The 25,709-nt window shown below is 72.4% G+C and carries 27 protein-coding genes; 23 read left to right on the top strand and 4 right to left on the bottom strand.

Annotation, left to right across the window (positions count from 1 at the left end):
- Window positions 1–69: 69 nt before the first annotated feature.
- The 8 genes from lepB to ATL41_RS03295 all read left to right on the top strand — a co-directional run bounded on the left by lepB (window position 70) and on the right by ATL41_RS03295 (window position 7,243).
- A complete protein-coding gene (lepB, locus tag ATL41_RS03330; protein WP_098457200.1) occupies window positions 70–831 on the top strand; it encodes a signal peptidase I in 762 nt (253 codons plus the stop codon).
- Window positions 828–1,541: a ribonuclease HII gene (locus ATL41_RS03325; protein ID WP_245854600.1), complete on the top strand. Its 714-nt coding sequence runs from the start codon at window positions 828–830 to the stop codon at window positions 1,539–1,541. Before lepB ends, ATL41_RS03325 begins: the two co-directional genes overlap by 4 nt.
- 7 nt (window positions 1,542–1,548) lie before the next feature.
- Entirely contained in the window at window positions 1,549–1,848 is a 300-nt protein-coding gene (locus ATL41_RS03320; protein ID WP_098457199.1) for a DUF2469 domain-containing protein, read from the top strand.
- Window positions 1,849–1,966: 118 nt separating this feature from the next.
- Window positions 1,967–2,323 carry a YraN family protein gene (locus ATL41_RS03315; RefSeq protein ID WP_098457198.1) on the top strand — a complete coding sequence of 119 codons (357 nt, stop codon included), beginning with the start codon at window positions 1,967–1,969 and terminating at the stop codon, window positions 2,321–2,323.
- A complete protein-coding gene (locus tag ATL41_RS03310; protein ID WP_098457197.1) occupies window positions 2,320–3,858 on the top strand; it encodes a YifB family Mg chelatase-like AAA ATPase in 1,539 nt (512 codons plus the stop codon). The genes ATL41_RS03315 and ATL41_RS03310 overlap by 4 nt, the downstream gene beginning before the upstream one ends.
- Window positions 3,855–5,075 (top strand): DNA-processing protein DprA, encoded by a 1,221-nt coding sequence (dprA, locus tag ATL41_RS03305; protein WP_245854599.1) that lies wholly within the window; start codon window positions 3,855–3,857, stop codon window positions 5,073–5,075. The genes ATL41_RS03310 and dprA overlap by 4 nt, the downstream gene beginning before the upstream one ends.
- Before the next feature lie 358 nt (window positions 5,076–5,433).
- A complete protein-coding gene (locus ATL41_RS03300) occupies window positions 5,434–6,366 on the top strand; it encodes a tyrosine recombinase XerC (protein ID WP_098457196.1) in 933 nt (310 codons plus the stop codon).
- Between the two features lie 16 nt (window positions 6,367–6,382).
- Window positions 6,383–7,243, top strand: a complete 861-nt coding sequence (locus ATL41_RS03295) for a FliA/WhiG family RNA polymerase sigma factor (RefSeq protein ID WP_098457195.1) — start codon at window positions 6,383–6,385, stop codon at window positions 7,241–7,243.
- Here the strand turns inward: ATL41_RS03295 and ATL41_RS03290 are convergent.
- Window positions 7,161–7,790: a murein hydrolase activator EnvC family protein gene (locus tag ATL41_RS03290; RefSeq protein ID WP_098457194.1), complete on the bottom strand. Its 630-nt coding sequence runs from the start codon at window positions 7,788–7,790 to the stop codon at window positions 7,161–7,163. The genes ATL41_RS03295 and ATL41_RS03290 overlap by 83 nt on opposite strands.
- Window positions 7,791–8,170: 380 nt before the next feature.
- On the opposite strand from ATL41_RS03290, the gene rpsB reads away from it, so the two are divergent.
- From rpsB to ATL41_RS03230, 12 genes are all read left to right on the top strand, one after another.
- The gene (gene rpsB / locus ATL41_RS03285; protein ID WP_098457193.1) at window positions 8,171–9,022 is read left to right on the top strand and encodes a 30S ribosomal protein S2; all 852 of its coding nucleotides are present in this window, start codon (window positions 8,171–8,173) and stop codon (window positions 9,020–9,022) included.
- 78 nt (window positions 9,023–9,100) lie between these two features.
- Window positions 9,101–9,946: a translation elongation factor Ts gene (gene tsf / locus ATL41_RS03280; RefSeq protein WP_098457192.1), complete on the top strand. Its 846-nt coding sequence runs from the start codon at window positions 9,101–9,103 to the stop codon at window positions 9,944–9,946.
- 120 nt (window positions 9,947–10,066) lie between these two features.
- On the top strand, window positions 10,067–10,810 hold the full coding sequence (gene pyrH, locus ATL41_RS03275; RefSeq protein WP_098457191.1) for a UMP kinase: 744 nt from the start codon (window positions 10,067–10,069) through the stop codon (window positions 10,808–10,810).
- A gap of 62 nt (window positions 10,811–10,872) precedes the next feature.
- Window positions 10,873–11,430 (top strand): ribosome recycling factor, encoded by a 558-nt coding sequence (frr, locus tag ATL41_RS03270; protein WP_098457190.1) that lies wholly within the window; start codon window positions 10,873–10,875, stop codon window positions 11,428–11,430.
- Window positions 11,430–12,284, top strand: a complete 855-nt coding sequence (locus ATL41_RS03265; RefSeq protein ID WP_098457189.1) for a phosphatidate cytidylyltransferase — start codon at window positions 11,430–11,432, stop codon at window positions 12,282–12,284. The genes frr and ATL41_RS03265 overlap by 1 nt, the downstream gene beginning before the upstream one ends.
- Before the next feature lie 22 nt (window positions 12,285–12,306).
- A complete protein-coding gene (gene rlmN / locus ATL41_RS03260; RefSeq protein WP_098457188.1) occupies window positions 12,307–13,443 on the top strand; it encodes a 23S rRNA (adenine(2503)-C(2))-methyltransferase RlmN in 1,137 nt (378 codons plus the stop codon).
- Window positions 13,440–13,994: a cell division protein DivIVA gene (locus ATL41_RS03255; protein WP_245854598.1), complete on the top strand. Its 555-nt coding sequence runs from the start codon at window positions 13,440–13,442 to the stop codon at window positions 13,992–13,994. Before rlmN ends, ATL41_RS03255 begins: the two co-directional genes overlap by 4 nt.
- A complete protein-coding gene (gene dxr / locus ATL41_RS03250) occupies window positions 13,991–15,160 on the top strand; it encodes a 1-deoxy-D-xylulose-5-phosphate reductoisomerase (protein ID WP_098457187.1) in 1,170 nt (389 codons plus the stop codon). Before ATL41_RS03255 ends, dxr begins: the two co-directional genes overlap by 4 nt.
- Window positions 15,161–15,250: 90 nt before the next feature.
- On the top strand, window positions 15,251–16,555 hold the full coding sequence (locus ATL41_RS03245) for a M50 family metallopeptidase (RefSeq protein ID WP_098457186.1): 1,305 nt from the start codon (window positions 15,251–15,253) through the stop codon (window positions 16,553–16,555).
- Between the two features lie 74 nt (window positions 16,556–16,629).
- Window positions 16,630–17,793: a flavodoxin-dependent (E)-4-hydroxy-3-methylbut-2-enyl-diphosphate synthase gene (gene ispG / locus ATL41_RS03240; protein ID WP_098457185.1), complete on the top strand. Its 1,164-nt coding sequence runs from the start codon at window positions 16,630–16,632 to the stop codon at window positions 17,791–17,793.
- 13 nt (window positions 17,794–17,806) lie between these two features.
- The gene (locus ATL41_RS03235) at window positions 17,807–18,703 is read left to right on the top strand and encodes a GNAT family N-acetyltransferase (RefSeq protein WP_098457184.1); all 897 of its coding nucleotides are present in this window, start codon (window positions 17,807–17,809) and stop codon (window positions 18,701–18,703) included.
- 53 nt (window positions 18,704–18,756) lie between these two features.
- Window positions 18,757–20,520 carry a proline--tRNA ligase gene (locus ATL41_RS03230; RefSeq protein WP_245854596.1) on the top strand — a complete coding sequence of 588 codons (1,764 nt, stop codon included), beginning with the start codon at window positions 18,757–18,759 and terminating at the stop codon, window positions 20,518–20,520.
- 51 nt (window positions 20,521–20,571) lie between these two features.
- Here ATL41_RS03230 and ATL41_RS03225 read toward each other — a convergent pair whose 3' ends face one another.
- The 3 genes from ATL41_RS03225 to ATL41_RS03215 all read right to left on the bottom strand — a co-directional run bounded on the left by ATL41_RS03225 (window position 20,572) and on the right by ATL41_RS03215 (window position 23,529).
- Window positions 20,572–21,417, bottom strand: a complete 846-nt coding sequence (locus ATL41_RS03225) for an ABC transporter permease (protein ID WP_098457182.1) — start codon at window positions 21,415–21,417, stop codon at window positions 20,572–20,574.
- Entirely contained in the window at window positions 21,414–22,343 is a 930-nt protein-coding gene (locus tag ATL41_RS03220; RefSeq protein ID WP_098457181.1) for an ABC transporter ATP-binding protein, read from the bottom strand. Before ATL41_RS03220 ends, ATL41_RS03225 begins: the two co-directional genes overlap by 4 nt.
- Window positions 22,344–22,428: 85 nt before the next feature.
- Entirely contained in the window at window positions 22,429–23,529 is a 1,101-nt protein-coding gene (locus ATL41_RS03215) for a ferritin-like domain-containing protein (RefSeq protein ID WP_098457180.1), read from the bottom strand.
- Between the two features lie 150 nt (window positions 23,530–23,679).
- On the opposite strand from ATL41_RS03215, the gene ATL41_RS03210 reads away from it, so the two are divergent.
- Genes ATL41_RS03210 through ATL41_RS13665 form a run of 3 tightly spaced genes read left to right on the top strand, consistent with a single transcriptional unit; the run spans window position 23,680 to window position 25,697 of the window.
- On the top strand, window positions 23,680–24,195 hold the full coding sequence (locus ATL41_RS03210) for a ribosome maturation factor RimP (RefSeq protein ID WP_098457179.1): 516 nt from the start codon (window positions 23,680–23,682) through the stop codon (window positions 24,193–24,195).
- Between the two features lies 1 nt (window position 24,196).
- Window positions 24,197–25,237: a transcription termination factor NusA gene (gene nusA / locus ATL41_RS03205; protein WP_098457178.1), complete on the top strand. Its 1,041-nt coding sequence runs from the start codon at window positions 24,197–24,199 to the stop codon at window positions 25,235–25,237.
- A complete protein-coding gene (locus tag ATL41_RS13665) occupies window positions 25,194–25,697 on the top strand; it encodes a DUF448 domain-containing protein (protein WP_098457177.1) in 504 nt (167 codons plus the stop codon). Before nusA ends, ATL41_RS13665 begins: the two co-directional genes overlap by 44 nt.
- Window positions 25,698–25,709 lie beyond the last annotated feature (12 nt).

Raw genomic sequence — 25,709 nt, 5'->3', positions numbered from 1 at the left:
CGCCCGGCGCCGCCGTGAGCCGCGGACGTCCGACACCGTCGGACGTGGCACAGTGGAGCAGTGACGAACATGGACGCCCCGGGAACCGACCCGCGCGACGACGACGCGCAGCAGCCTCAGGGCGAGGGCCACGCGAGGCACGCCGGCCCACCCCGCAAGAAGTCGACCTGGGCGGCGCTCCTCAAGGAGACGGCGATCATCCTCGTGGCCGCGTTCGTGCTCTCCTGGACCGTCAAGACGTTCCTCGTGCAGCCGTTCTTCATCCCGAGCGAGTCCATGGAGGCGACCCTCGTCAAGGGTGACCGCGTCCTCGTCTCGAAGCTGACGCCCGGCCCGTTCGACCTCAGCCGCGGCGACGTCGTCGTGTTCAAGGACCCGGGCGGCTGGCTCGACTCGACCACGCCCGCGAGCAGCGGGCTGCCCGACGCCGTCGAGTCGTTCTTCACGTTCGTCGGCCTCATGCCGCAGGACTCCGGCGAGCATCTCATCAAGCGCGTCATCGGCCTGCCGGGCGACCACGTCGTGTGCTGCGACGCCGAAGGTCGCGTGAGCGTCAACGGTGCCCCGCTCGACGAGGAGTCGTACATGCGCCCGGGCTCGATCCCGAGCCAGGTCGACTTCGACGTCGTCGTGCCCGAGGACCACCTGTGGGTGCAGGGCGACAACCGCCAGGGCTCGTACGACTCCCGCTTCACCGGGGGGCAGCCGGGCGGGCCGTTCGTGCCGCTCGAGAGCGTCGTCGGCGTCGCTTTCGCCAAGGTGTGGCCCGCCGACCGCATCGCGATCATGCGCAACCCGGGCGACGTGTTCGGCGAGGTCCCGGAGCCGTGACCGTCCAGCCGCCCGACGTCCTCCTCGAGGACGGGTGGTGCGCGGAGGGCGTGCCGCTCGTCGCGGGGATGGACGAGGTGGGTCGAGGCGCCCTCGCGGGTGTCGTGACCGTCGGGGTCGCGGTGGTCGGTCCCGACGCCCTGCGCGTTCCGTACCCCGAGGGGCTGACCGACTCGAAGCTGCTGACCCCGGCGGCGCGCGAGCGGCTCGAGCCGCTCGTGCAGGAATGGGTGACCGCGTGGGGCGTCGGCCATGCGACCCCGGCCGAGATCGACGAGGCCGGGATCATCGTCGCGCTGCGCCGAGCGGGGGAGCGCGCCCTCGCGGCCGCGGAAGCGACGTGCGGGCCCGTGCGCGCCGTCGTGCTCGACGGGAAGCACGACTGGCTGACGCCGCCCACGGGCGACCTCTTCGACGCGTTCGAGGCGCCGCCGGTCGATGCGGTCCGCGAGGTCCGCACGGTCATCAAGGGCGACATACGGTGCGCGTCGGTCGCCGCAGCGAGCGTGCTGGCGAAGTGCGCGCGCGACCGGCTCATGGCGGCCGCGCACGAGCAGTTCCCGATGTTCGGTTGGGACAGCAACAAGGGCTACGGCGCCAAGGTGCATCTCGACGCGCTGCGCGAGCTCGGTCCGTGCGACCTGCACCGGCGGTCGTGGTCGCTCCCTGAGCGTGCTCCGGTGCCTGCGGGCGCCGTGGATGGGCGATGATGGTCGGGTGAGCGCTGAAGACCTCGAGAACTACGAGACCGACATGGAGCTGGCCCTGTACCGCGAGTACAGGGACGTCGTCTCCCTCTTCTCCTACGTCGTGGAGACGGAGCGCCGGTTCTACCTCGCCAACCAGGTGGACCTCCAGGTCCGCTCGGCCGCGGGCGAGGTGTACTTCGAGCTGACGCTCGCGGACGCTTGGGTGTGGGACGTGTACCGCTCGGCACGCTTCGTGAAGTCGGTGCGCGTCGTGACGTTCAAGGACGTCAACGTCGAGGAGCTCGCGCGTCCCGAGCTGACGATCTGAACCGAGGCCGGGACGGCCGCCCACAGGCGGCGACCGCTCCGCGCGGGTCCACCGCGCGCCGCTCCGCCCGCGCGTCCCGCCACGTCCCCGCCGCACGCTCGGGGGCGGAGGTGGTGCCATGCGTGCCAAGGACGCCGTCGGACGGCGAGGAGAGCAGTGGGCCGCAGAGCGGCTCGAGGAGCTCGGGTGGACGGTCCTGGACCGCAACTGGCGCGGGCACGCCGGTGAGCTCGACATCGTCGCGCTCGACCGCGACGAGCTCGTGCTCGTCGAGGTCAAGACGCGGACGGGACGCGGGTTCGGCCACCCCGCCGAGGCCGTCACGGACGCCAAGCTGGCGCGGGTGCGCAAGCTCGGCGGGCAGTGGCTCCACGAGCACGACCTGAGGCCACGATCGGTCCGCGTCGACGTCGTCGCGATCGTCGCTGAGCCCGGACGCCCGGTCGTCCTCGAGCACCTGGTCGGTGTCTCGTGAGCGGGCTCGGCACCGCGGGCGCCGTCGCTCTCGTGGGTCTCACGGGCCACCTCGTCGAGGTCGAGGCGCACCTTGCCGCTTCCGTCCCGGGGTTCACGCTGATCGGGCTGCCGGACGCCTCGCTCAGCGAGGCGCGCGACCGCGTCCGCGCCGCGGTGACGTCGAGCGGTCTGCCCTGGCCCAACCGCAAGGTGACCGTCAACCTGTCACCCGCCTCGCTGCCCAAGCACGGCTCGGCGTTCGACCTCGCGATCGCGGTCGCGACGCTCAGCGGGGCCGGGCTCGTCGACGCCACGTCCGCGCGCGGCGTCGTGCATCTCGGCGAGCTCGGGCTCGACGGGCGCGTGCACCCCGTGCGCGGGGTGCTCCCGTCGGTCGCCGCCGCGGTCGCGGGCGGCGCGCGGCGCGTCGTCGTCTCCGTCGCCGACGAGCGCGAGGCCCGCCTCGTGCCCGGCGCCGAGGTCCACGCCGTCGCCTCGCTCGCCGAGCTCGCGTACGCGTACGGCGCCGACATCCCCGAGCCGGTGGCGCGTGCGGCACGCGCCGGACGGGCGGTGCCGCCGGCGCCCGAGCCTGTGCCGGACCTGGCCGACGTCGTCGGGCAGCACGAGGCGCGCGCCGCCCTCGAGGTCGCAGCAGCCGGGGCGCACCACCTCCTCATGGTCGGGCCGCCCGGCGCGGGCAAGACGATGCTCGCCGCGCGGCTCCCCGGTCTCCTGCCCGATCTCACCGACGAGGAGTCCGTCGAGGTCACCGCGGTGCACTCGGTCGCCGGTACGTTCGACCCGACGCGCGGCCTCATCCGGCGCCCTCCCTTCGAGGACCCGCACCACACCGCGACCGCCGCGTCGATCGTCGGGGGAGGGTCGGGAGTGCCCCGCCCCGGGGCGGCATCGAGGGCGCACCGAGGTGTGCTCTTCATGGACGAGGCGCCCGAGTTCTCGAGCCGCGTGCTGCAGACCCTGCGCCAGCCGCTCGAGAACGGTGAGCTCGTGATCCACCGCGTGAGCGGGGCGGCGAGGTATCCCGCGCGTTTCCAGCTCGTGCTCGCTGCCAACCCGTGCCCGTGCGGCCTCGCCGTAGGCAAGGGCACGGGGTGCACGTGCGCGCCCATGGCCCGCCGACGCTACTTCGGCCGGCTCGCCGGGCCCTTGCTCGACCGCGTCGACCTCCAGCTCGAGGTCGGCCCGGTCACCCGGACCGAGATCGCCGAGAACGCAGCGGGAGAGGCGACGGCGGTCGTCGCCGCTCGTGTCGCCGCGGCGCGCGCGGCCCAGCGCGAGCGGCTCGCCCCGCACGGCTGGACGACCAACTCCCAGGTGCCGGGGAGCCACCTCAGGACGCTGCTCGGTCCGCGGCACGGCGGGGTGGCGTTGCTCGACGCCGCCCTCGACCGCGGCACGCTGAGCCTGCGCGGCGCCGACCGCGTCCTGCGGGCCGCGTGGACGCTCGCGGACCTCGCGGGGCTCGGGAGCCCCGGGCGAGAGGAGATCGGCCAGGCGCTCGCGCTGCGGACCCGGGGGAGCGTCGCGTGAGGGTCGCGTTCGACACGGCCGACCCGAGCCTCGCGGCCGCGGCGTGGAGCCGGGTCGCCGAGCCGGGGGACGCGACCGCCGGGATGCTGGTCCGGGCGGTCGGTGCGACCGCCGCGCTCGACTGGGTGCTCGCCGCGACCGGCCCCGCCGCCGAGCGACCCGCGGTCGACGGGCTGCTCGAGCGGCTCGCCGTCCCGGCGGCGCGGCGCAGCGCGCTCGGCCGTCGGCTCCTCGGTGGGCTCGCCCGCTGGGCGCCGAGGCTCGACGGCCTCGACCCGCGGCGCGAGCTGAGCGTGCTGCGCTCGCTCGGCGGCTGTCTCCTCCTGCCGGGACAGCCCGGCTGGCCCCGCGGAGCGGACCTGCTCGGCGACGCGGCACCGTTCTGCCTGTGGTTCCGCGGAGGTCGCGACGGCCCTGCCGACTGGGACGCCGCCCTCGCACGGTCGGTCGCCCTCGTGGGTGCGCGTGCCAGCACCGACTACGGCACGCGCGTCGCCTCCGACCTGGCTGCCGGGCTCGTGGACCGGCGCTTCGCCGTCGTCTCGGGCGGCGCGTACGGGATCGACGCGGCGGCGCACCGGGGGGCGCTCGCGGCCGGGGGGACGACCGTCGCGGTCATGGCGGGCGGCGTCGACAGGCTCTACCCGGCGGGCAACCGCGACCTGCTCGAACGCGTCCTCGCGGAGGGCGGGGCCGTCGTCTCCGAGGTGCCGCCCGGGTCGATGCCGAGCAGGACCAGGTTCCTGCAGCGGAACCGGGTCATCGCTGCGGTCTCGGGCGCGACGGTCGTCGTGGAAGCGGCGTGGCGGTCGGGTTCTCTCAGCACGGCGGCTCACGCCGCGCGCCTCAACCGTCCTGTGGGTGCGGTCCCCGGTCCGATCACCTCGATGGCTTCCGCGGGCTGCCACCGGCTCATGCGCGAGCACGCTGCCGTCTGCGTCACCGACGCTGACGAGGTCGCCGAGCTCGCCGGAGCGATCGGGGACGACGTCGCACCGGAGCGGGGCGCGCCCGCTCGTCCGACGGACGGCCTCGCCGGCGTCGCGCGCAGCGTCTACGACGCCCTTCCGCTGCGGAGCCCAGCGGGGCTCGACTCCCTCGCGCGCTCCGCGGGGGTCGGGCCGCGCGAGGTGCTCTCAGGTCTCGGAGAGCTCGAGGCGCGAGGGCTCGTCAGCCGTACGACGGCGGGGTGGCGCAGGCATGCGGGGCAGGCGTGAGCGACCCTGTGCCGTGCAGCGGCCGACGCCCGGCGGAGCGTGCGCGGGTCAGGCCGCTGACGGGTGTGTCGCCCCGGTGCCGTGGAAACCGCTGCGCGATCCTTCCCGTCGCCTCGACCGCGTCCTGGTGCGGATCCTGAGCGTTCGAGGTGGTTCGTGAGCGGCCGACGATGCGGTGCGGCGCAAGTTCTGAAGACGGTATGAACAAGTCCCGGCGCGGTTCGCCGGTTACGTTCCCATGAACTTCTCAGGCTGTGAATCATTATATCGGTCCGTGCTGTGACGAAACGGACACGGTTGCCGCGATTTATCAGTTTCGGCACTTGTGCAGAGCCAGTGTGCGCGCCACCGTTGTCCCGTGCAGAATGACAGCGGTCACACCGACACGGCGCAGTGGGATGCGCTCGTGGCGGACTTCTGCGCGCACCTCGAGCTCCAGCGTGGCCTCGCCGCCCACACCGTCCGCGCCTATCGCAGCGACGTCGAGCAGCTCGTCTCCTACGTCTGCCGGGACGGCAGCCGCACGGTTGCAGACGTCACGATCGACGATCTTCGCGCGTGGCTCGCCGACCAGAGCGAGCGCAACCTCTCGCGCGCGACCCTCGCGCGACGCGGGGCGAGCGTGCGCTCCTTCTTCGAGTGGGCCGCCCGCAGCGGATACCTCGCTGCCGACCCCGCGAGCAGGCTCGCCAGCCCGCGCGCCGACCGCACGCTGCCCACGGTGCTCGGTGTCGAGGCGGCCGAGCGGCTCATGGAGGCGACGCGCGAGCGTGCCGCGAGCGGCGACCCGACACACCTTCGCGACTGGGCTGCCGTCGAGCTGCTCTACGCGACCGGGATCCGCGTGGGCGAGCTCGTCGGTGTCGACGTCGAGGACGTCGACCTCGGGCAGCGGCTCGTCCGCGTCGTCGGCAAGGGGGATCGCGAGCGGGCCGTCCCGTTCGGGGTCCCCGCTGCCGACGCCGTCACGCAGTGGCTCGAGAGAGGGCGCCCCGTCCTCGTGTCCTCGGCCACCCAGCGTGCACTCCTCATCGGCAACCGCGGGCAGCGTTGGGGGCAGCGCCAGATCCGTCAGGCGGTCCACGACCTGACGGCGCTCGCAGGAGTCGACGACATCGCACCGCACGGCCTGCGTCACACTGCCGCGACCCACCTGCTCGCAGGAGGCTCCGACCTCCGCGGCGTGCAGGAGGTCCTCGGCCACGCGACCCTCGCCACGACCCAGCGCTACACCCACGTCAGCCCCGAGCGTCTGCGCTCGTCATTCCAGCTTGCGCACCCCCGTGCCTGAGTACCGAGGAACACCGATGAGCCAGCCAGCAACGACTCACCTCACCGCCACGCCGGTCGAGGGCCCCACGGCGCCGTTCCGTCCTTACCTCGTGCCCGACCAGGTCGACGTCGCGGACGAGATCGCGCAGGCCTGGCTCGAGTACAAGCGCGAGGCCGCACCGGTCCGTCGCGAGCAGCTGATCCTGCACTACGCGCCGCTCGTCGCCGCAGTCGCGTCGCGCATCGCGACCCGCCTCCCGAGCTCGGTCGAGCACGCCGACCTCGTCTCGTACGGGATGTTCGGGCTCATCGACGCGATCGAGAAGTTCGAGCTGGACCGCGAGATCAAGTTCGAGACCTACGCGTCCTCCCGCATCCGCGGCGCCATCATCGACGAGCTCCGTTCGATCGACTGGCTGCCCCGCTCGGTGCGTACCAAGGCCCGAGCGATCGACAGGGCGCACAGCGAGCTCGAGGCGCTCCACCACTGCAGCCCGCAGGAGAGCGAGGTCGCGGCCCGGCTCGGTGTCCAGGTCGAGGAGGTGCGCGCGGTCCGTACCCAGGTCGCCTCGGCGAACGTCGTGGCGCTCGACGAGCTGCTCAGCATCGGTGCCGAGCAGTTCGGTCAGGTGAGCGCGGTCGACGCGACGCACCAGAGCCGTACGAACGACCCGGCGCGCACGTTCGAGGCGAAGGAGACGAAGTACCTCCTGTCGCAGGCGATCGGCCGGCTCTCCGACCGCGAGAAGCTCGTCCTGACCTTCTACTACTTCCAGAACATGACCCTCGCGGAGATCGGCACGATCCTCGGCGTCACCGAGTCGCGCATCTCGCAGATGCACACGGCGGCGATGGCCCGCCTGCGCGACCTTCTCGTCGCCGCCGAGAACGCCTGACAGCGTCCCCCTGACGCAGGCCGCGCCGTCCGAGGAGGACGATCCGTACGCGGCCCAGGAGAGCGAGGGGGTCGACGTACGTCTCGCCGGCTCGCACGCCCCAGTGGAGGCACGCCGCCGGCGTGCAGTGCCCCGGGTCGGTCGACAGCGTCGCGACGGGGTCGCCGGCGCTCACCCGGCTCCCGCGCGCGACCGTCGCGTCGACGGGCTCGAGGGACGTCCGCAGACCGTCGTCGTGCGTGACGACGAGCACGCCCCGGCCTGCGACCGGCCCGGCGAAGGTCACGACGCCGTCGGCCGGGCTGCGGACGACGTCGCCGACGCTCGCCGTGAGGTCGACCCCGCGGTGACCCGCGAGCCACGCCTGCGCGGGCGGGTCGAAACCGTGGACGACGCCCCCGGGCTGGACTGGGCGGACCCAGCTGCCGGCCGCGGCGCCCGCCAGCGACGGCACCGGTTCGTGCACGGGAGGGGCCGACGGCGTGACGAGCAGCAGCGCAGCGAGCGCCGCCGCGGGTGCGCGGAGCGGGGCGGTCAGGAGGCTCATGCCCCGAGCCGAGCACGGCTGTGAACCTCGGTGCTCGTCGCCGTCGCCGGCCGTGACGCGCGTCGCCTGCGGGGATGTCTGTGGGCGGGGCAACGTCAGGTAGACTTGACCCGCTCTGGCTGCGTCATGCCGTCGACCAACCTCGATGGTGCTACCCAGCCGGTGACATCGCGTGTCCTTCTCCCGTCGTGACTGCCAGTCGGTCACGGCCGCCTGCGGGCGGTGGGGAGCCGTGGGGTGGTCCGGTTCGCCGGTCCCTCGGCTCAGGGCACCAGGGGTCGCCCCGTCCGGGTCGACCGACAACCGCACGCGGCCCGCCGGGCCGCCGATCATGTGCACGGGCAGGCGGAGGATCCGCGACCGTGCCGGAAGGAAGTGCCATGGCAGTCGTGACCATGCGCCAGCTCCTCGAGAGCGGTGTCCACTTCGGGCACCAGACCCGCCGCTGGAACCCGAAGATGAAGCGTTTCATCTTCACGGAGCGCAACGGCATCTACATCGTCGACCTGCAGCAGTCGCTGTCGTACATCGACACCGCGTACGAGTTCGTCAAGCAGACGGTCGCCCACGGCGGCTCGATCCTGTTCGTCGGCACGAAGAAGCAGGCGCAGGAGCCCATCGCCGAGCAGGCCGCTCGCGTCGGGATGCCCTACGTCAACCACCGCTGGCTCGGTGGCATGCTCACCAACTTCGGCACGGTCCACAAGCGCCTTCAGCGTATGAAGGAGCTCGAGCAGATCGACTTCGACGACGTCGCCGGCTCGAACCTGACGAAGAAGGAGCTTCTCGTGCTCCGCCGCGAGAAGGACAAGCTCACGAAGACCCTCGGTGGTATCCGTGACATGGCGAAGGTCCCCTCCGCCGTCTGGATCGTCGACACGAACAAGGAGCACCTCGCTGTCGCCGAGGCGCAGAAGCTCAACATCCCGATCGTCGCGATCCTCGACACGAACTGCGACCCGGACGTCGTCGACTACAAGATCCCGGGCAACGACGACGCCATCCGCGCCGTCGCGCTGCTGACCCGCGTGATCGCCGACGCCGTCGCCGAGGGCCTCCTCCAGCGTGCGTCCGGCAAGTCCGGCGCCACCGAGGCGCCGGCCGAGCCGCTCGCCGAGTGGGAGCGCGAGCTCCTCGCCGGTGACGCTGCTGCCGAGGCTCCGGCTGCTGAGGCCGCCCCCGCCGCCGAGGCTGCTCCGGCCGCCGAGGCCGAGGCGCCGAAGTCCGAGTGATGACCGCAGCCGGGCGGGGAGCACCCCGCCCGGCTGCCGTCTGCCCACCGCACACCACCACAGGCAAGGGACCACACCATGGCGAACTACACCGCCGCTGACATCAAGGCGCTGCGCGAGCGCACGGGCGCCGGCATGCTCGACGTCAAGAAGGCGCTCGACGAGGCGAACGGCGACTCGGAGAAGGCTCTCGAGATCCTCCGCATCAAGGGCCTCAAGGGCGTCTCCAAGCGCGAGGACCGCGCGACGTCCGAGGGCCTCGTCGCCGTCGACATCACCGCGTCCGACGCGGGTGAGACCGGCACGCTCATCGAGCTCAACTGCGAGACCGACTTCGTCGCGAAGAACGAGAAGTTCATCGGTCTGGCCGACACCGTGCTCGCCGCGGTCGTCGCCGCCGGCGCGACCGACGTCGAGTCGGCCCTCGCCGCCCCGACCGCCGAGGGCACCGTCGCGGACACCGTGACCGCCCTCGCCGCCGAGATCGGCGAGAAGGTCGTCCTCCGTCGCGTCGCCGTCGTCTCCGGCCCCAAGGTCACGAGCTACGTGCACCGCACGGCCAAGGACCTCCCGCCGACGATCGGCGTCCTCGTCGTCACCGACGAGGCCGGCGCGGCCGTGGGCAAGGACGTCGCGCAGCACGTCGCCGCGCTCGCCCCGACCTACCTCTCGCGCGAGGACGTCCCCGCGGACGCGGTCGAGAACGAGCGTCGCATCGTCGAGGAGACGGCTCGCAACGAGGGCGGCAACAAGCCCGAGCACATCATCGCGAAGATCGCGGAGAACCGTCTCAACAAGTTCTTCGAAGAGGTCGTCCTTCTCGAGCAGCCGCTCGCCAAGGACCCGAGCAAGACCGTCGGCAAGGTTGCTCAGGAGGCCGGCGGCAACGTCGTGTCCTTCGTGCGCTTCCGCGTCGGGGCCTGACTCCTGCACGCGCCGTCGGCCCGACCCCGCTGGGGTCGGGCCGACGGCGCACCCGCACCATCCTCAGCACCCGCCCGTGACCCGCGGACGGACCACGAGAGCACGAGAAGGCGAGACCCGATGACCGACGAGACCACGACCACGCAGAAGCCCGGCAAGGCGCGCCGCGTCCTGCTCAAGCTCTCCGGAGAGATGTTCGGCGGTGGTCAGATCGGGCTCGCCCCCGACGTCGTCCAGCGCGTCGCGGCCGAGATCGCCGCGGCCGTCAACCAGGGCGTCCAGGTCGCGATCGTCGTCGGCGGAGGCAACTTCTTCCGCGGCGCCGAGCTCTCGCAGCGCGGCCTCGACCGCGCCCGTGCCGACTACATGGGCATGCTCGGCACGGTCATGAACTGCCTCGCCCTGCAGGACTTCCTCGAGAAGCAGGGCGTCTCGACCCGCGTGCAGACCGCGATCGCCATGGGCCAGGTCGCCGAGAACTACATCCCGCTGCGCGCCATCCGGCACATGGAGAAGGGCCGCGTCGTCATCTTCGGCGCCGGTGCAGGCATGCCCTACTTCTCGACTGACACGGTCGCGGTCCAGCGCACCCTCGAGACGCGCTGCGACGAGGTCCTCATGGGCAAGAACGGCGTCGACGGCGTCTACTCCGCCGACCCGAACGTCGACCCCGACGCCCGCAAGCTCGACACCCTCACGTACTCGGACGCCCTCCAGCGCGGCCTCAAGGTCGTCGACTCGACCGCCTTCAGCCTCTGCATGGACAACGACGTCACGATGCGAGTGTTCGGCATGGGGGAGCCCGGCAACGTGACCCGCGCCCTCCTGGGTGAGAACATCGGCACGGTAGTCACCACGCGCTGAGCGCGAATCCCAGCAACCCCTGCTCGCCGACGCGAGCGCCAACCGCGACACAAGGAGCACCGGTGATCGACGAGACCCTCCTCGAGGCAGAGGAAAAGATGGACAAGGCCCTGGAGGTCGCCAAGGAGGACTTCGCGGCGATCCGCACCGGTCGTGCCAACGCAGCGATGTTCTCCAAGATCTTCGTCGAGTACTACGGCAGCCCCACGCCCCTGCAGCAGCTCGCGTCGTTCAACGTGACCGAGGCGCGCACGGTGCTCATCTCCCCGTTCGACAAGACGGCGATGACCGCGATCGAGAAGGCGCTCCGCGACTCCGACCTGGGCGTGAACCCCGCGAACGACGGCAACGTCATCCGCGTCGTGCTGCCCGCCCTGACCGAAGAGCGTCGCCGCGACTACGTCAAGCTCGCCAAGTCGAAGGCCGAGGAGGCTCGCGTCTCCGTCCGCTCCGTCCGCCGCAAGGCCAAGGACCTCATCGACCGCGCCGTCAAGGACGGCGAGATCGGCGAGGACGAGGGTTCGCGCGCGGAGAAGGAGCTCGACGCGGTGACCAAGCGTCACACCGACGAGATCGACGTCATCCTCGCTGCCAAGGAAGCCGAGCTTCTCGAGGTCTGATGGCTGACCTGCCCGTGGACGCCGAGCCTCGCACCAGCTCGACCGGCGGACGTGACCTTCCCAAGGCCGTCGCCGTCGGGGTAGGCCTGCTCGTCGTCGTCGTCGGCTCGTTGTTCCTCTGGAAGCCAGCCTTCGTCCTCTTCGCCGCGGTCGCGGTGTGTGCCGCGCTGTGGGAGCTCGCCCAGGCCTTCTCCCGGCGCGACGTGCACCTGCCGCTCGCCCCGCTGTGGGTGGGCACCGCAGGGATCCTCGTCTCGGCGTACACGTCGGGCCTCGAGGCCCTCATGGTGTCGTTCGTGCTCACCGTGGTGGGCGTCGTCGTCTGGCGGGCGATCGACGCCCGGGGTGCCCGCGCCCTGCGCGACGCGTCCGCCGGCGCGTTCGCCGCGGCGTACCTTCCGCTCATGGCGGGCTTCGCGATGCTCCTGCTCGCGCAGCCCGACGGCGCGACGCGTGTCCTCGTCTTCGTGCTGCTCGCGGTCGCGAGCGACACGGGCGGATTCTTCGCCGGGGTCCGCTTCGGCAAGCACCCGCTCGCCCCGACGATCAGCCCCAAGAAGAGCTGGGAAGGGCTCGCGGGCTCGTTCCTCCTGGCCCTCGCGGTCGGCCTCGTCGGCGGCGTCGTCTTCCTCGACGAGCCCCTCTGGGTCGGCTTCGCCCTCGGCGTCGCGACGCCCGTGACCGCGACCCTCGGCGACCTCGCCGAGTCGCTCCTCAAGCGGGACATGGAGCTCAAGGACATGGGCACCCTGCTGCCCGGCCACGGCGGTGTCCTCGACCGCCTCGACTCCCTGCTCCTGACCGCCCCGTTCGTGTACCTCCTGCTGTCCGTGTCCCTCCCGGCCGCGGGCTGACCAACCCTGAGAGACTTCTCCCATGTCTGAACGACGCGTCCCCGTGACGCTCAACCTCGCCACCCCGGCTGCCGGCCGTCGTGGCAAGCCGCCGCGCCACTTCGCGGACCTCACGCCTGAGGAGCGCGTAGCCGCGGTGACCGAGGCAGGGGAGAAGCCGTTCCGCGCGAAGCAGCTCGCGCAGCACTACTACGGCCACCTCACCTCGGACCCGGCGCTCATGACCGACCTGCCGGCCGCTACCCGCGACAGCCTCACCGAGACTCTCTTCCCGCCGCTGCTGCGCGCGTCGCGCACCCTGAAGGCCGACGGCGGCACGACCGTCAAGACGCTCTGGCACCTGTTCGACGACGCGAAGGTCGAGTCGGTGCTCATGCAGTACCCGAACCGGTCGACGCTCTGCGTCTCGAGCCAGGCCGGCTGCGGCATGGCGTGCCCGTTCTGCGCGACCGGCCAGCTCGGCCTGACCCGCAACCTGTCGACGGCGGAGATCGTCGAGCAGGTGCGCGCGGCGTCGCGCTCGCTCGTCGACGGCGAGATCCCCGGCGGCTCGGGCCGGCTCAACAACCTCGTGTTCATGGGCATGGGAGAGCCGCTCGCGAACTACAAGGCCGTCATGGGCACGATCCGTCAGCTGATCGCCCCCGTGCCGGACGGCATGGGCATGTCGGCGCGCAACATCACCGTCTCGACCGTCGGCCTCGTGCCCGCGATGCGTAAGCTCTCCGGCGAGGGCCTGCCGCTCACGCTCGCGCTCTCGCTGCACGCGCCCGACGACGAGCTGCGGTCCGAGCTCGTCCCGATCAACACCCGCTGGTCGGTCGACGAGACGCTCGACGCGGCGAAGGAGTACCACACGATCACGGGCCGCCGCGTGAGCATCGAGTACGCGCTCATCCGCGACATGAACGACCACGCGTGGCGCGCCGACCTCCTCGGCAAGAAGCTCAACGCGCGCGGTCGCGGCTGGGTGCACGTCAACCCGATCCCGCTCAACCCCACGCCCGGCTCGATCTGGACGGCGAGCGACCCTGCGGTCGAGGCCGAGTTCGTCGCGCGCCTGCGCGGGCACGGCATCCCCACGACGATCCGCGACACCCGCGGCAGCGACATCGATGGCGCGTGCGGCCAGCTGGCCGCCGAGGAGGAGGACGAGTGAGCAGCACCATGTTCTCGACCGTGTCCAAGCTCCGTACCGGGTACGCCCCGGAGGACGTCGACGCGCTCTTCGAGCGCGCACGGCGCGAGTACGAGGGCGCGGAGAAGACGGGGCTCGACGCCGCGGCGATCCACCGCGCCGCCTTCGGCTTCAAGCGGGGCGGCTACGCGTTCACCGAGGTGGACGCGGCGCTCGACCGCCTCGAGTCGGCGTTCGTCGCGAAGGAGCGCACGCAGTACGTCGCGCAGCACGGTCAGCAGGCATGGATGGCGCTGCTCGCGGAGCGCGCGCGCACGCTGTACGGCCGCCTGAGCCGCCCTGCGGGGGAGAAGTTCGCCCCGGGACGTCGCGGGCAGTGGTCGTACGACGCCGACGACGTCGACGCGCTGTGCGCCCGCCTCGTGAGCTACTTCGACCGCGGCGAGCCGATCACGTCGACCGAGATCCGCGAGGCCAAGTTCCGCCGTCGTCGCGGCCGCGACGGTTACGCTGAGGGACCCGTCGACGCGTTCTTCACCCGTGCCATCGAGGTCCTGCTGGGCGTCGAGTGACCTCCGCCGGGCGTCGCACGGTCGCGCTGCTGGGATCGACGGGGTCGATCGGCACGCAGGCGATCGACGTCGTCTCGCGCAACCCTGAGCGCTTCGAGGTCGTCGCGCTCAGCGCGGGCGGCCGGGACCCGGGCCTGCTCGCACGCCAGGCGCGGGAGGTCGGTGCCCGCGTCGTCGCGGTGCACGACGACTCTGCGCGCGCTGCGGTCGTCGACGCGCTCGACGGCGCCGCCGTCGAGGTCCTCGCGGGCCCCGGGGCCGCGGCCCAGGTCGCGGCGTGCGGCGCGGACGTCGTGCTCAACGGCATCACCGGCTCGGTCGGCCTCGAGCCGACCCTCGCCGCTCTCGAGGCGGGCTCGACGCTCGCGCTCGCGAACAAGGAGTCCCTCGTCGTCGGCGGTGCTCTCGTCAAGGAGGCCGCGGTGCGGCCGGGGCAGATCGTGCCCGTCGACTCGGAGCACTCGGCGATCGCGCAGGCCCTGCGCTCCGGGCGTCGCGACGAGGTGCGCAGGCTCGTGCTCACCGCGTCGGGCGGGCCGTTCCGCGGCTGGACCCGCGAGAAGATGGCGGCCGTCACGGCCGAGCAGGCTCTCGCGCACCCGACGTGGGCGATGGGACCGGTCGTCACGGTCAACTCGGCGTCGATGATGAACAAGGGCCTCGAGCTGATCGAGGCGCACCTCCTGTTCGACGTCCCCGTCGCCGACATCGCCGTGGTCGTGCACCCGCAGTCGGTCGTGCACTCGATGGTCGAGTTCACCGACGGCTCGACGATCGCGCAGGCGTCGCCGCCGGACATGCGCATCCCGATCGCGCTCGGCCTCGGTTGGCCCGACCGTGTGCCCGACGCGGCGCCCGCGTGCGACTGGACCGCCGCCACGTCGTGGACGTTCGAGCCGCTCGACGAGGAGACGTTCCGCGCCGTCGCGCTCGCGCGGCACGCCGCGACCGCGTCGCCGACGCACCCGGCCGTGCTCAACGCCGCGAACGAGGAGTGCGTCGCCGCGTTCCTCGCCGGCCGTATCGGCTTCCTCGACATCGTCGCGACCGTCGAGACGGTCCTCGGCGAGCACGAGGGCACCGGCGGCTCCCACCTGACTCCCAGCCTCCTGCTCGACACTGAGGCCTGGGCCCGGGCCCGGGCGAACGAGCTGCTCGCGCGCTGACCTCGCCGTTCCCGCCAGGCGCCTGCCAGCCGTACCATCAGCCTGAACGCCCTGCCGGGCCGACGCACAGCACCGAGGAGAAGCAGTCGCATGGGGTACCTGATCGGTGTCGTCGTCTTCGTCGTGGGGATGCTCCTGTCGATCGCGCTCCACGAGGTCGGGCACATGGTGCCCGCGAAGCGGTTCGGCGTGCGCGTCAGCCAGTACATGGTCGGCTTCGGCCCGACGCTGTGGTCGCGCACGCGCGGCGAGACGGAGTACGGCGTCAAGGCCATCCCGCTCGGCGGGTATGTGCGGCTCGTCGGGATGTACGCGCCCGGCACGGGCGAGAACCGGCCCGGCCGCTTCGCCGAGCTGGCGCAGGACGCCCGCGAGGCGTCCGCCGAGGAGATCCTCCCGGGCGAGGAGCACCGTGCGTTCTACCGGCTGTCCGCCGGCAAGAAGGTCGTCGTCATGCTCGGCGGCCCGTTCATGAACCTCCTCATCGCGCTCGTCCTCATGGGCGTGCTCGTCATGGGCGTGGGCTCGGTGCAGCCGACGACGACGGTCGAGCGGATCGTGCCGTGCGTCCCCACGACGACGGCGGGCGAGTGCGTCACGGGCGACGAGCAGTCCCCGGCCGCGGTTGCGGGTCTCGAGCCCGGCGACCGCATCGTCAGCTACGCGGGCACCGACGTCGACACCTGGACCGACGTGACGGAGGCGATCAGCGCGAACGGTGACCGTCCGGCGACCGTCGTCGTCGAGCGCGACGGCGCGCGTGCCGAGCTCACGGTGCAGCCGCAGACCGTGACGCGCACGGTCGTCGACGCGGCGGGCGCACCCGTTCTCGACGACGGGGGCCGGCCGCAGACGGTGACGTCCGCGTACGTCGGCGTGGGCCCGACGGTCGAGAAGGTCCGCGGAGGAGTCGGCGACACGGTCGACACGCTGTGGGCCCAGGTCACGGGCACGGCCCGGATCGTCAGCACGCTGCCGGTCCAGGTGTGGGAGGTCGGCCGCACCCTCGTCACGGGCGGCGAACGTTCGCAGGACTCGGTCATGAGCATCGTCGGCGTCGGCCGCGTCGCCGGAGAGGTCGGCTCGGCCGACATCGAGGGCGTGACGTCAGGCGACCGCGTCGTCATCTGGGTGTCGCTGCTCGCGAGCCTCAACGTCGCGCTGTTCGTGTTCAACCTGATCCCGCTGCTGCCGCTCGACGGCGGTCACGTCGTCGGGGCGCTCTACGAGGGAGCCCGGCGACAGGTCGCGCGCCTGCGCGGCCGCTCGCCCCTGCCCGGGCCCGCCGACACCGCGCGGATGATGCCGCTCGCGTACGGCGTCTTCGTCGTGCTCATCGGCATCTCCGCCCTCCTGATCGTCGCCGACCTCGTCGTGCCCGTGACCCTGACCTGACCGGAGCGGGTGGATTGTGTGCAGCACGCTGCGCCGACGCGGCGCAGCGTGTCGCTGAGGGGGATACTGGCCGGGTGAGCGTACCGATCAGCCTCGGCATCCCGTCCGTCAAGGAGCAGCCAACCGTCCTGGCGCCCCGGCACAAGACCCGCAAGATCCGCGTGGGCGCGGTCGAGGTGGGCGGCGACGCACCGATCTCGGTCCAGTCGATGACGACGACGCCGACGACCGACATCAACGCGACGCTCCAGCAGATCGCCGAGCTGACCGCCGCGGGCTGCGACATCGTCCGAGTCGCGTGCCCGTCGCAGGACGACGCCGACGCGCTGCCGATCATCGCGAAGAAGTCGCAGATCCCCGTGATCGCCGACATCCACTTCCAGCCGCGCTACGTCTTCGCCGCGATCGACGCAGGCTGCGCGGCCGTGCGCGTCAACCCGGGCAACATCCGCAAGTTCGACGACCAGGTCAAGGAGATCGCGCGCGCCGCGAGCGACGCGGGTACGTCGATCCGCATCGGCGTCAACGCCGGGTCGCTCGACCGCCGTCTGCTCGAGAAGTACGGCAAGGCGACGCCGGAGGCGCTCGTCGAGTCGGCCGTCTGGGAGGCGTCGCTCTTCGAGGAGCACGGCTTCCACGACTTCAAGATCTCGGTGAAGCACAACGACCCGGTCGTCATGGTCCGCGCCTATGAGCTGCTCGCGCAGCGCGGCGACTGGCCCCTGCACCTCGGCGTGACCGAGGCGGGCCCGGCGTTCCAGGGCACGATCAAGTCGGCGACGGCCTTCGGGGCGCTGCTGAGCCAGGGCATCGGCGACACGATCCGGGTCTCCCTGTCGGCGCCTCCCGTCGAGGAGGTCAAGGTCGGCATCCAGATCCTGCAGGCGCTCAACCTGCGCCCGCGCAAGCTCGAGATCGTGTCGTGCCCGTCGTGCGGTCGAGCGCAGGTCGACGTGTACACGCTCGCCGAGCGCGTCACCGCGGGGCTCGAGGGGCTCGCCGTCCCGCTGCGCGTCGCGGTCATGGGCTGCGTCGTCAACGGTCCGGGCGAGGCGCGCGAGGCGGACCTCGGCGTCGCCTCCGGCAACGGGAAGGGCCAGATCTTCGTCAAGGGCGAGGTCGTCAAGACCGTCCCCGAGGACCAGATCGTCGAGACGCTCATCGACGAGGCGATGCGCATCGCCGAGACGATGGAGCCGGTCGAGGGCACCGCCCCGACCGTGTCGGTCGCTGGCTGAGCGCGGACGACCCGTGGGTCGCGAGCTGGCCCCGGGCCTGGGGCAGGCCCGGCAGCTGATCGACGCCGACCTGCCCGCTGCGCTCGAGCTGTGCGCCGCCGACCCGGTCGGGTCGGTCCTCGCGTACTGCCGGCTGCTCACGGCCGCCGAGAGCGGCCTCGCGGCGTCGGGCGGCCAGGCGTGGGGCTTCCCGGCCGACGGGCCGCTCGAGGCTGTCTGCTGGGCCGGGGCGAACCTCGTCCCCGTCGTGCCTCCCTGGTTGACGCCGCGTCGGCGCGAGGAGGCGTACGCGGCCTTCGCCTCGATGGCGCGCAGCAGGGGGCGCCGCTCGTCCTCCGTCGTCGGGCGCGCCAGCGCGGTGCTCGGGGTGTGGAACCACCTCGACGGCGCGTGGGGGCCTGCGCGCGAGATCCGGCCCGAGCAGCCCTCTCTCGTCATCTCCTCGCCGCCTGCGGTCGAGCCCGACCCCGAGGTGCGGCTGAGCCTCCCCGAAGAGCTCGGGACGCTCCTGCCCGCGTGCGTGAGCATGTTCGTCGAGGAGGTCGGCTACTCGCCGCTCTCGGCGTCGTCGTCCGGCTACGAGCGGCGCGTGCTGCAGCTCATCACCGAGGGCCGCTCCTACGCCCGCATCGACGGCGGGGGAGACGGCCGCCGCGGCACGGTCGTGTTCAAGGCGGAGGTCGGGGCGCTCGTCCCGCAGGTCGCCCAGCTCCAGGGCGTGTGGGTCACGCCGTCCCGACGCGGCGAGGGCCTCGCCGCGCCCGGGGTCGCCGCCGTCGTCGACGCCGCGCTCGCGACCCACGCGCCGCTCGTGTCGCTCTACGTCAACGCCTACAACAGCAGGGCGCTCGCGGCCTACGAGCGCGTGGGCTTCGTGCGGGAGGGCACCTACGCCACCGTGATGTTCTGACGCGGCGGGGGCAGCGGCTGCCAGTCGGTAGGCTTGCCCTTGTGCTTCTGCGAATGAGTCAGCTCTTTGTCCGGACCCTGCGAGAGGACCCCGCCGACGCGGAGGTCGCCAGCCACCGACTGCTGGTCCGCGCGGGTTACATCCGCCGCGCCGCCCCCGGCATCTACACGTGGCTGCCGCTCGGCCTGCGCGTGCTCGCCAAGGTCGAGGCCGTCGTCCGCGAGGAGATGATCGCGGCCGGTGCCCAGGAGGTGCACTTCCCGGCCCTCCTGCCGCGCGAGCCCTACGAGGCGACGGGTCGCTGGGCCGAGTACGGACCCAACCTCTTCCGCCTCAAGGACCGCAAGGACGCCGACTACCTCCTCGCGCCGACGCACGAGGAGATGTTCACGCTCCTCGTCAAGGACCTGTACTCGTCGTACAAGGACCTGCCGCTGACGCTGTTCCAGATCCAGACGAAGTACCGCGACGAGGCGCGCCCCCGCGCCGGCCTGATCCGCGGCCGCGAGTTCGTCATGAAGGACGCCTACTCGTTCGACATCGACGACGAGGGCCTCGAGGCGTCGTACCAGGCGCAGCGCGCGGCCTACGAGCGCATCTTCACGCGCCTCGGTCTCGAGTACGTCATCGTCGCGGCGACGGCCGGAGCGATGGGCGGCTCGCGCTCGGAGGAGTTCCTGTCCCCGAGCCCGATCGGCGAGGACACCTTCGTCCGCTCCGCAGGCGGCTACGCGGCCAACGTCGAGGCGGTCGTCACGCCGGTTCCCGACGCGATCCCGTTCGACGACGCCCCCGCGGCGCACGTGGAGGACACGCCCGGCACGCCGACGATCGAGTCGCTCGTCGCTTTCGCCAACGCGAACCACCCGCGCACGGACGGCCGCGAGTGGACCGCTGCGGACACCCTCAAGAACGTCGTGCTGTCCCTCACGCACCCGGACGGCTCGAAGGAGCTCGTCGTCGTCGGCCTGCCCGGCGACCGTGAGGTCGACATGAAGCGCCTCGAGGCGTCGCTCGCGCCCGCGGAGGCAGAGCCCGCCGGCGAGGACGAGTTCAAGAAGCACCCGGAGCTCGTCAAGGGGTACATCGGCCCGCAGGCCGTCGGCCGCGCCAACACGGGCGACGAGGAGGGCGTGCGCTACCTGCTCGACCCGCGCGTCGTCCCCGGCACGCGTTGGATCACGGGCGCGAACGCCGTCGACAAGCACGTCTTCGACCTCGTCGCCGGCCGCGACTTCGTGGGTGACGGCACGATCGAGGCCGCCGAGGTGCGCGCCGGCGACCCCGCACCCGACGGCTCGGGCCCGCTCGAGCTCGCGCGCGGCATCGAGATCGGCCACATCTTCCAGCTCGGCCGCAAGTACGCCGAGTCGCTCGGCCTCAAGGTGCTCGATGTCAACGGCAAGCAGGTCACCGTGACGATGGGCTCCTACGGCGTCGGCGTGACCCGTGTGCTCGCGGCGCTCGCGGAGGCGAACCACGACGACTCGGGCCTCACGTGGCCCGCGCACGTCGCCCCGGCGCACGTGCACGTCGTCGCGACGGGCAAGGACGCGGCCGTGTTCGCGGCCGCGGAGAAGGTCGCGACGGAGCTCTCCGCGCGCGGCGTCGAGGTCCTGTACGACGACCGCCCCAAGGTCTCGCCCGGCGTGAAGTTCGCCGACGCCGAGCTCCTGGGCGTCCCGCTCATCGTCGTCGTCGGTCGCGGCCTCGCGGACGGCGTGATCGAGGTGCGCGAGCGCACGAGCACGGAGCGCGTGCAGGTTGCCGTGGACGACGTCGTCGCGCACGTCGAGGAGCTCGTCAGGGCTTTCTGACATCCAGGTCTGGTCGACGGCCGCGGGCGTGCGCCCGCGGCCGTCGTCGTCTCACGAACGCTCGCGCTGCAGCTCGCGCCGGTAGCCCTGCACGGTGACGGCCGTGCAGACCAGCCCCCACACGAGCACGACCGCGACGTGCAGCCACGTGCTCCCGGACAGCTCGGCGCCGAAGCGGCGCACGTCGTCGGCGGGGGCCATCGCTCGCCACGCGAGCTGACCGAAGTGGAAGGTCGGCAGCCAGGGCGCGACGCCCTGGAGGACGTCCGGGAGCTGGCTCGGCGGGAAGAAGAAGCCCGACAGGAACGACAGCGGCAGGAAGACCAGGTTGACGATCGTCGAGGCCGCGCGCGGGCGCGCCCAGTAGGCGATCGCCGCGCCCATCGGCGAGAACACGACCGTGCCGAGGAGGAGCACCCCGACGGTCGCTGCGAGCCGCGCGGGATCGAAGTCCGCGTCGCCCGCGAGGCTCGCGAGCAGCGCGGTCGCGACCGCGATGAGGAGGGTGAACACGAGGTTCACGGCGAGCTTTCCCGCGAAGTAGACGCTCATCGGCATCGGTGTCGCGCGCAGCCGCCGCAGCCACCCGGCCTCGCGCTCGGCAGCGAGCTCCGCGCCGAACGAGAACAACGACTGCGACACGACGCCGTAGCAGGAGAACGACACGAACAGCAGCGCGACGACCGTCGTCCCGCCCGGCAGGGTCGTGCCGGCGTTGGGCAGGCCGAACATCGCGAACAGGATGACGGGCAGCACGACGACGCCGATGAAGTACTCCGGCAGGCGCCGGTAGCGGGTCACCTCGGACGTGACCTGGGCGGCGAGCCGGCGCAGGCGTCCGCCGCTCGGCAGCGCCTCGGGGCTCGGGACGCGGGCGAGGTCCTGGTCGGTGCTCATGCGGTGGCCTCCGGCTGCTCGGGCTGGCTGGTGAGGTGGAGGAACGCCGTCGTCAGGCTCGCCTCGGTCACGAGGAGGTCGACGACGGTCGCGTCGGACGCGAGGAGAGCGCGCAGCGGCGCGACGGCGTCGCTCACGTTGAGCACAGCGGGACGCAGCCCGTCTGCGTCGGGCTCCGCGACGCTCGCGCTGCGGACGCCCGGGAGCGCGTGCAGCGCCTCGGGCGCAGCGTCGGTGCGCAGCGCGACGGTCGTCGCCGCGACGAGGCGCTTGAGCTCGGCGGGGCTCGCGTCCGCGATCACGCGGCCGCGGTCGATCAGGACGACGCGGTCGGCCTCGTCCGCCTCGCTCATGTCGTGCGTCGAGAACACGATCGTGCGGCCGAGGTCGGCGAACGTGCGGACGTAGGACCAGAAGCGCTGCCGCGCGACGACGTCCAGCGCCGCGGTCGGCTCGTCGAGGTACAGGATGTCCGGGTCCCCGACGATCGCCAGCGCGAACGAGAGCCGCTGCCGCTGCCCGCCCGACAGCTGGTTGACGCGCTTGCCTGCGTGCTCGACGAGGTCCGCGCGCTCGAGGACGAACGGCGTCGGCAGGTGCACGGGGTAGTAGGTGCCGACGAGCGTGATCATCTCGGCGACCGTGAGCGAGCCCGGCGCGTCGGTGTCCTGGAGCATCGCGCCCACGCGAGCGCGGACCGACGCGGACTCGGGGTCGGCCCCGAGGACGCGCACCGTGCCCGACGTCGGGCGGCGCAGTCCGAGGAGCATCTCGATCGTGGTCGTCTTCCCCGCGCCGTTCGGGCCGAGGACGGCGACGACCTCGCCCCGGCGGATGGTCAGGTCGATCCCGTCGACGGCGACGACCTCCCCGAAGGTGCGTCTGAGTGCGTGCGCCTCGATCACGGGCGGTGCTGCTGCGGTCATGGCGTCACGCTACCGAGACCTTCGGCGGTGACGGCACAGGCGCGGCGGTGGTGCTGGCTCGACGCCGGTCGCGCTGGCCGGCGCGTCAGCCCTCGGACGCGCGCTCGGGCAGGCCCGGGAAGGCGACCGGCGTGGCGCCCCACGTGAGGGCTGCACCGTAGCTGTCCGTGAGCAGGTCGAGCATCGCGGTGCGCAGCTCGGGGGCGACCTCGGCGACGAGCGTCGCGTAGCTCGTCGCGAGGCCCGTCTCGAGAGCGTGCAGGCCTGAGGTGTCGACCGGGTCCGCGAGAACCCCGTCGGGCAACGCGTAGGCGACCTCGCGCGGGTCCTGGGCCGTGCCGTCGACCTCCGCGAGGCGGGCCCACGCCTCGGCGCGTGCACGGTGCTGGGCGGCGCGCGTGCGGGCGGCGACCCGCTCGGCCTCGGTCACGCGGGCGGAGAGCACCTCGTACGCGTAACCAGCTGCATCCTCCGCCGCGATGAGCGGAAGCAGGTCCGCGTCGACGTCGACGCCTTCCGGGAGCGCGTCAGGCACCTGCGCCGACGCCGGTGCGTCGGTCTCCGGGAGCGTGTCGCCGCCCGCGGCGGCGAGCGTCTGGGCGCGCGTGAGCTGTGCGACGGCGACGGACGCCATGAGCCTCGCGACGGCGTCGTCCTCCTGGGTCGCGAGCGCGCCACGGGCGCGCGCGTAGGACTGCACGAGACGGTCGACGGTCTGCTGGCTGCCCGGCTCGGCGTCGGCCGGCGTGGGCTCGGCGGGGAGCGGGACGCCGTCGGCGTCGAGCAGCCCGGAGACGTACTGGCCGCCGAGCGCGGCGAGGTGCGCGGTCGAGTCGTCGAGGATCGCCTGCAGGTTGTCGCGCTTCCGCTCGACCGCGCGCTTCTCGTCACCCTTCGCGTCGGCTGGCAGGGCCGCGATCGTCGCGCGGGCCTGGGCCTCGACGTCGACGACGTCCTGCACGGCGGCGCGACGGGCGGCCTCGACCGCGTCGGGGACGGGCTGGGTGGGGGAGGGCGTCTCCATGCGCACCCCGCAGCCCGTGAGCACGGCCACCACGGCGGCGGCGGCCGCGAGGCGGCGGAGCCGGCCGGCCGTCAGCCCGCGACGCACGCGTCCCGGGAGCGTCGCGGCGGCGCGCGGGAGGGCCGGCCGCGACGCGGAGGGCAGGAGCTGGTGCTGTTCCATCGCTGCCGATCATGCCACGCGCGACGAGCGTCACCCGGGCACGGCATGCCGCACCCCTGCTGGGCAGATAGGCTGTGCGTGCTGCGCGTACAAGTACACACCGGTCGTCACCAGGTGCAGATGTGCGCCTGGATCCGACAGGAGATGAACATGGCACCAGAGGCCGAGACACCGACGCCGACAGCGGTGGCGAGCGTGATCGCCCCGGTCGTGCGTGCGAGCGGGCTGTTCCTCGAGGACGTCACGATCGTGGGCCCGGCGCAGCGCGCCGTCGTCCGCGTGACCGTGGACCTCGAGGAGGACGAGGTGGGGAGCGTCGACCTCGAGCGTGTCGCTGAGGTCTCCCGCGCCGTCTCGGACGCGCTCGACGCGTCCGACCTGTTCCCGCGTGCCTACCAGCTGGAGGTCTCGAGCCCCGGTACGTCGCGACCCCTCACCGAGCAGCGTCACTTCCGTCGTGCGCGCACGCGTCTCGTGCGGATCGAGCGCACCGAGGGCCAGCCGGTCGTCGGCCGTGTCACGGACGTCGACGGCGACGACGTCGTCCTCGACGTCGAGGGTGACGAGGTGCGCGTGCCCCTCGCGACCGTGCGGCGCGGGCGCATCGAGGTCGAGATGAAGCGGATCGACGAGGTCGATCTCGGACCCGAGGACGAGGAGGCCTGACATGGACATCGACATGACCGCGCTGCGGATGCTCGAGCACGAGCGCGAGCTTCCGCTGGACCTGCTGATCGAGGCCATCGAGCAGGCGCTGCACTCCGCGTACCTGCGCACCCCCGACGCGTACCACAACGCCCGCGTCGTCGTGGACCGCAAGTCCGGGCACGTCACCGTCCTCGCCCGCGAGGAGATCGTCACCGAGGTCGAGCAGGAGGACGGCACGACCCGCACCCTGCGCGAGCTCGGCCCCGAGTTCGACCACACGCCCGCGGGCTTCGGCCGCATCGCGACCGCGACCGCGCGCCAGGTCATCGTGCAGCGCCTGCGCGACGCCGAGGACGACCAGGTGCTCGGCAACTTCCGCGACAAGGAGGGTGAGCTGCTCGGCGGCATCATCCAGCAGGGCCGCGACCCGCGGACCGTCCTCGTCGACGTCGGCGGCACCGAGGCGGTCCTCCCGGCGCACGAGCAGGTCCCGACCGAGAAGTACGTCCACGGCGAGCGTCTGCGCTCGTACGTCCTCGAGGTCGCGCGCGGCCTCAAGGGCCCGCAGATCACGCTGAGCCGCACGCACCCCAACCTCGTGCGACGTCTCTTCGAGATGGAGGTCCCCGAGGTCGCCGACGGCACCGTCGAGATCGTGGCCCTCGCACGTGAGGCAGGTCACCGCACGAAGATGGCCGTCCGCGCGACCGTCCCGGGCGTCAACGCCAAGGGTGCCTGCATCGGCCCGATGGGTCAGCGCGTGCGCGCCGTCATGGCCGAGCTCCACGGCGAGAAGATCGACATCGTCGACTTCCACGAGGACCCCGCGAAGTTCGTCGCGAACGCCCTGTCGCCGTCGCGCGTGTCCTCCGTCGAGATCGTCGACGAGGCCACCCGTTCAGCGCGTGTCGTCGTCCCGGACTTCCAGCTGTCGCTCGCGATCGGCAAGGAGGGCCAGAACGCTCGCCTCGCCGCGAAGCTCACCGGATGGCGGATCGACATCCGTTCTGACGGCGGTGGCGACGGTGTGCCTGCGCCCGAGACTGGACAGGGGCGCTAGACTGGACCGCGTGCAGACGCACACCGGGCCTGCCGTGCCCTCCCTCTATGACCGTGACGGGTCGCAGACCGGGCAGGACCATGCCCCCGGACCCGTCCGGACGTGCGTCGGTTGCCGTGGCACCGGGAAGCGTGCCGAGCTGGTCAGGTTGGTGCGTCAGCGCACCGGTCCGGCCGAGCCGGGTCCCGGGCACGGGGCGGTCCCGGTCGTCGTCGACGAGCGGAAGCGCCTCGCCGGTCGCGGCGCGTGGATCCACCCGGAGCCACGTTGCCTGGAGCTCGCAGAACGACGGCGAGCACCTGCACGAGCGCTCCGCCTCGACGGCCCAGCCGATCTCACGGCGGTGCGCAGCTGGATGAAAGAGCACGAAGGACGCGACGGGCAGCTCCCTGCTGCCGGGCGTCACGAGTCTGGACAGTCACCAAGGAAAGCGGGTCAGACGCCGATGGGCACCCGATGAGTACTCAGCGAT

Source organism: Flavimobilis soli (genome assembly GCF_002564025.1).
Classification (GTDB): Bacteria; Actinomycetota; Actinomycetes; order Actinomycetales; family Cellulomonadaceae; genus Flavimobilis; species Flavimobilis soli.
This window is presented reverse-complemented; position numbering and strand designations above follow the sequence as displayed.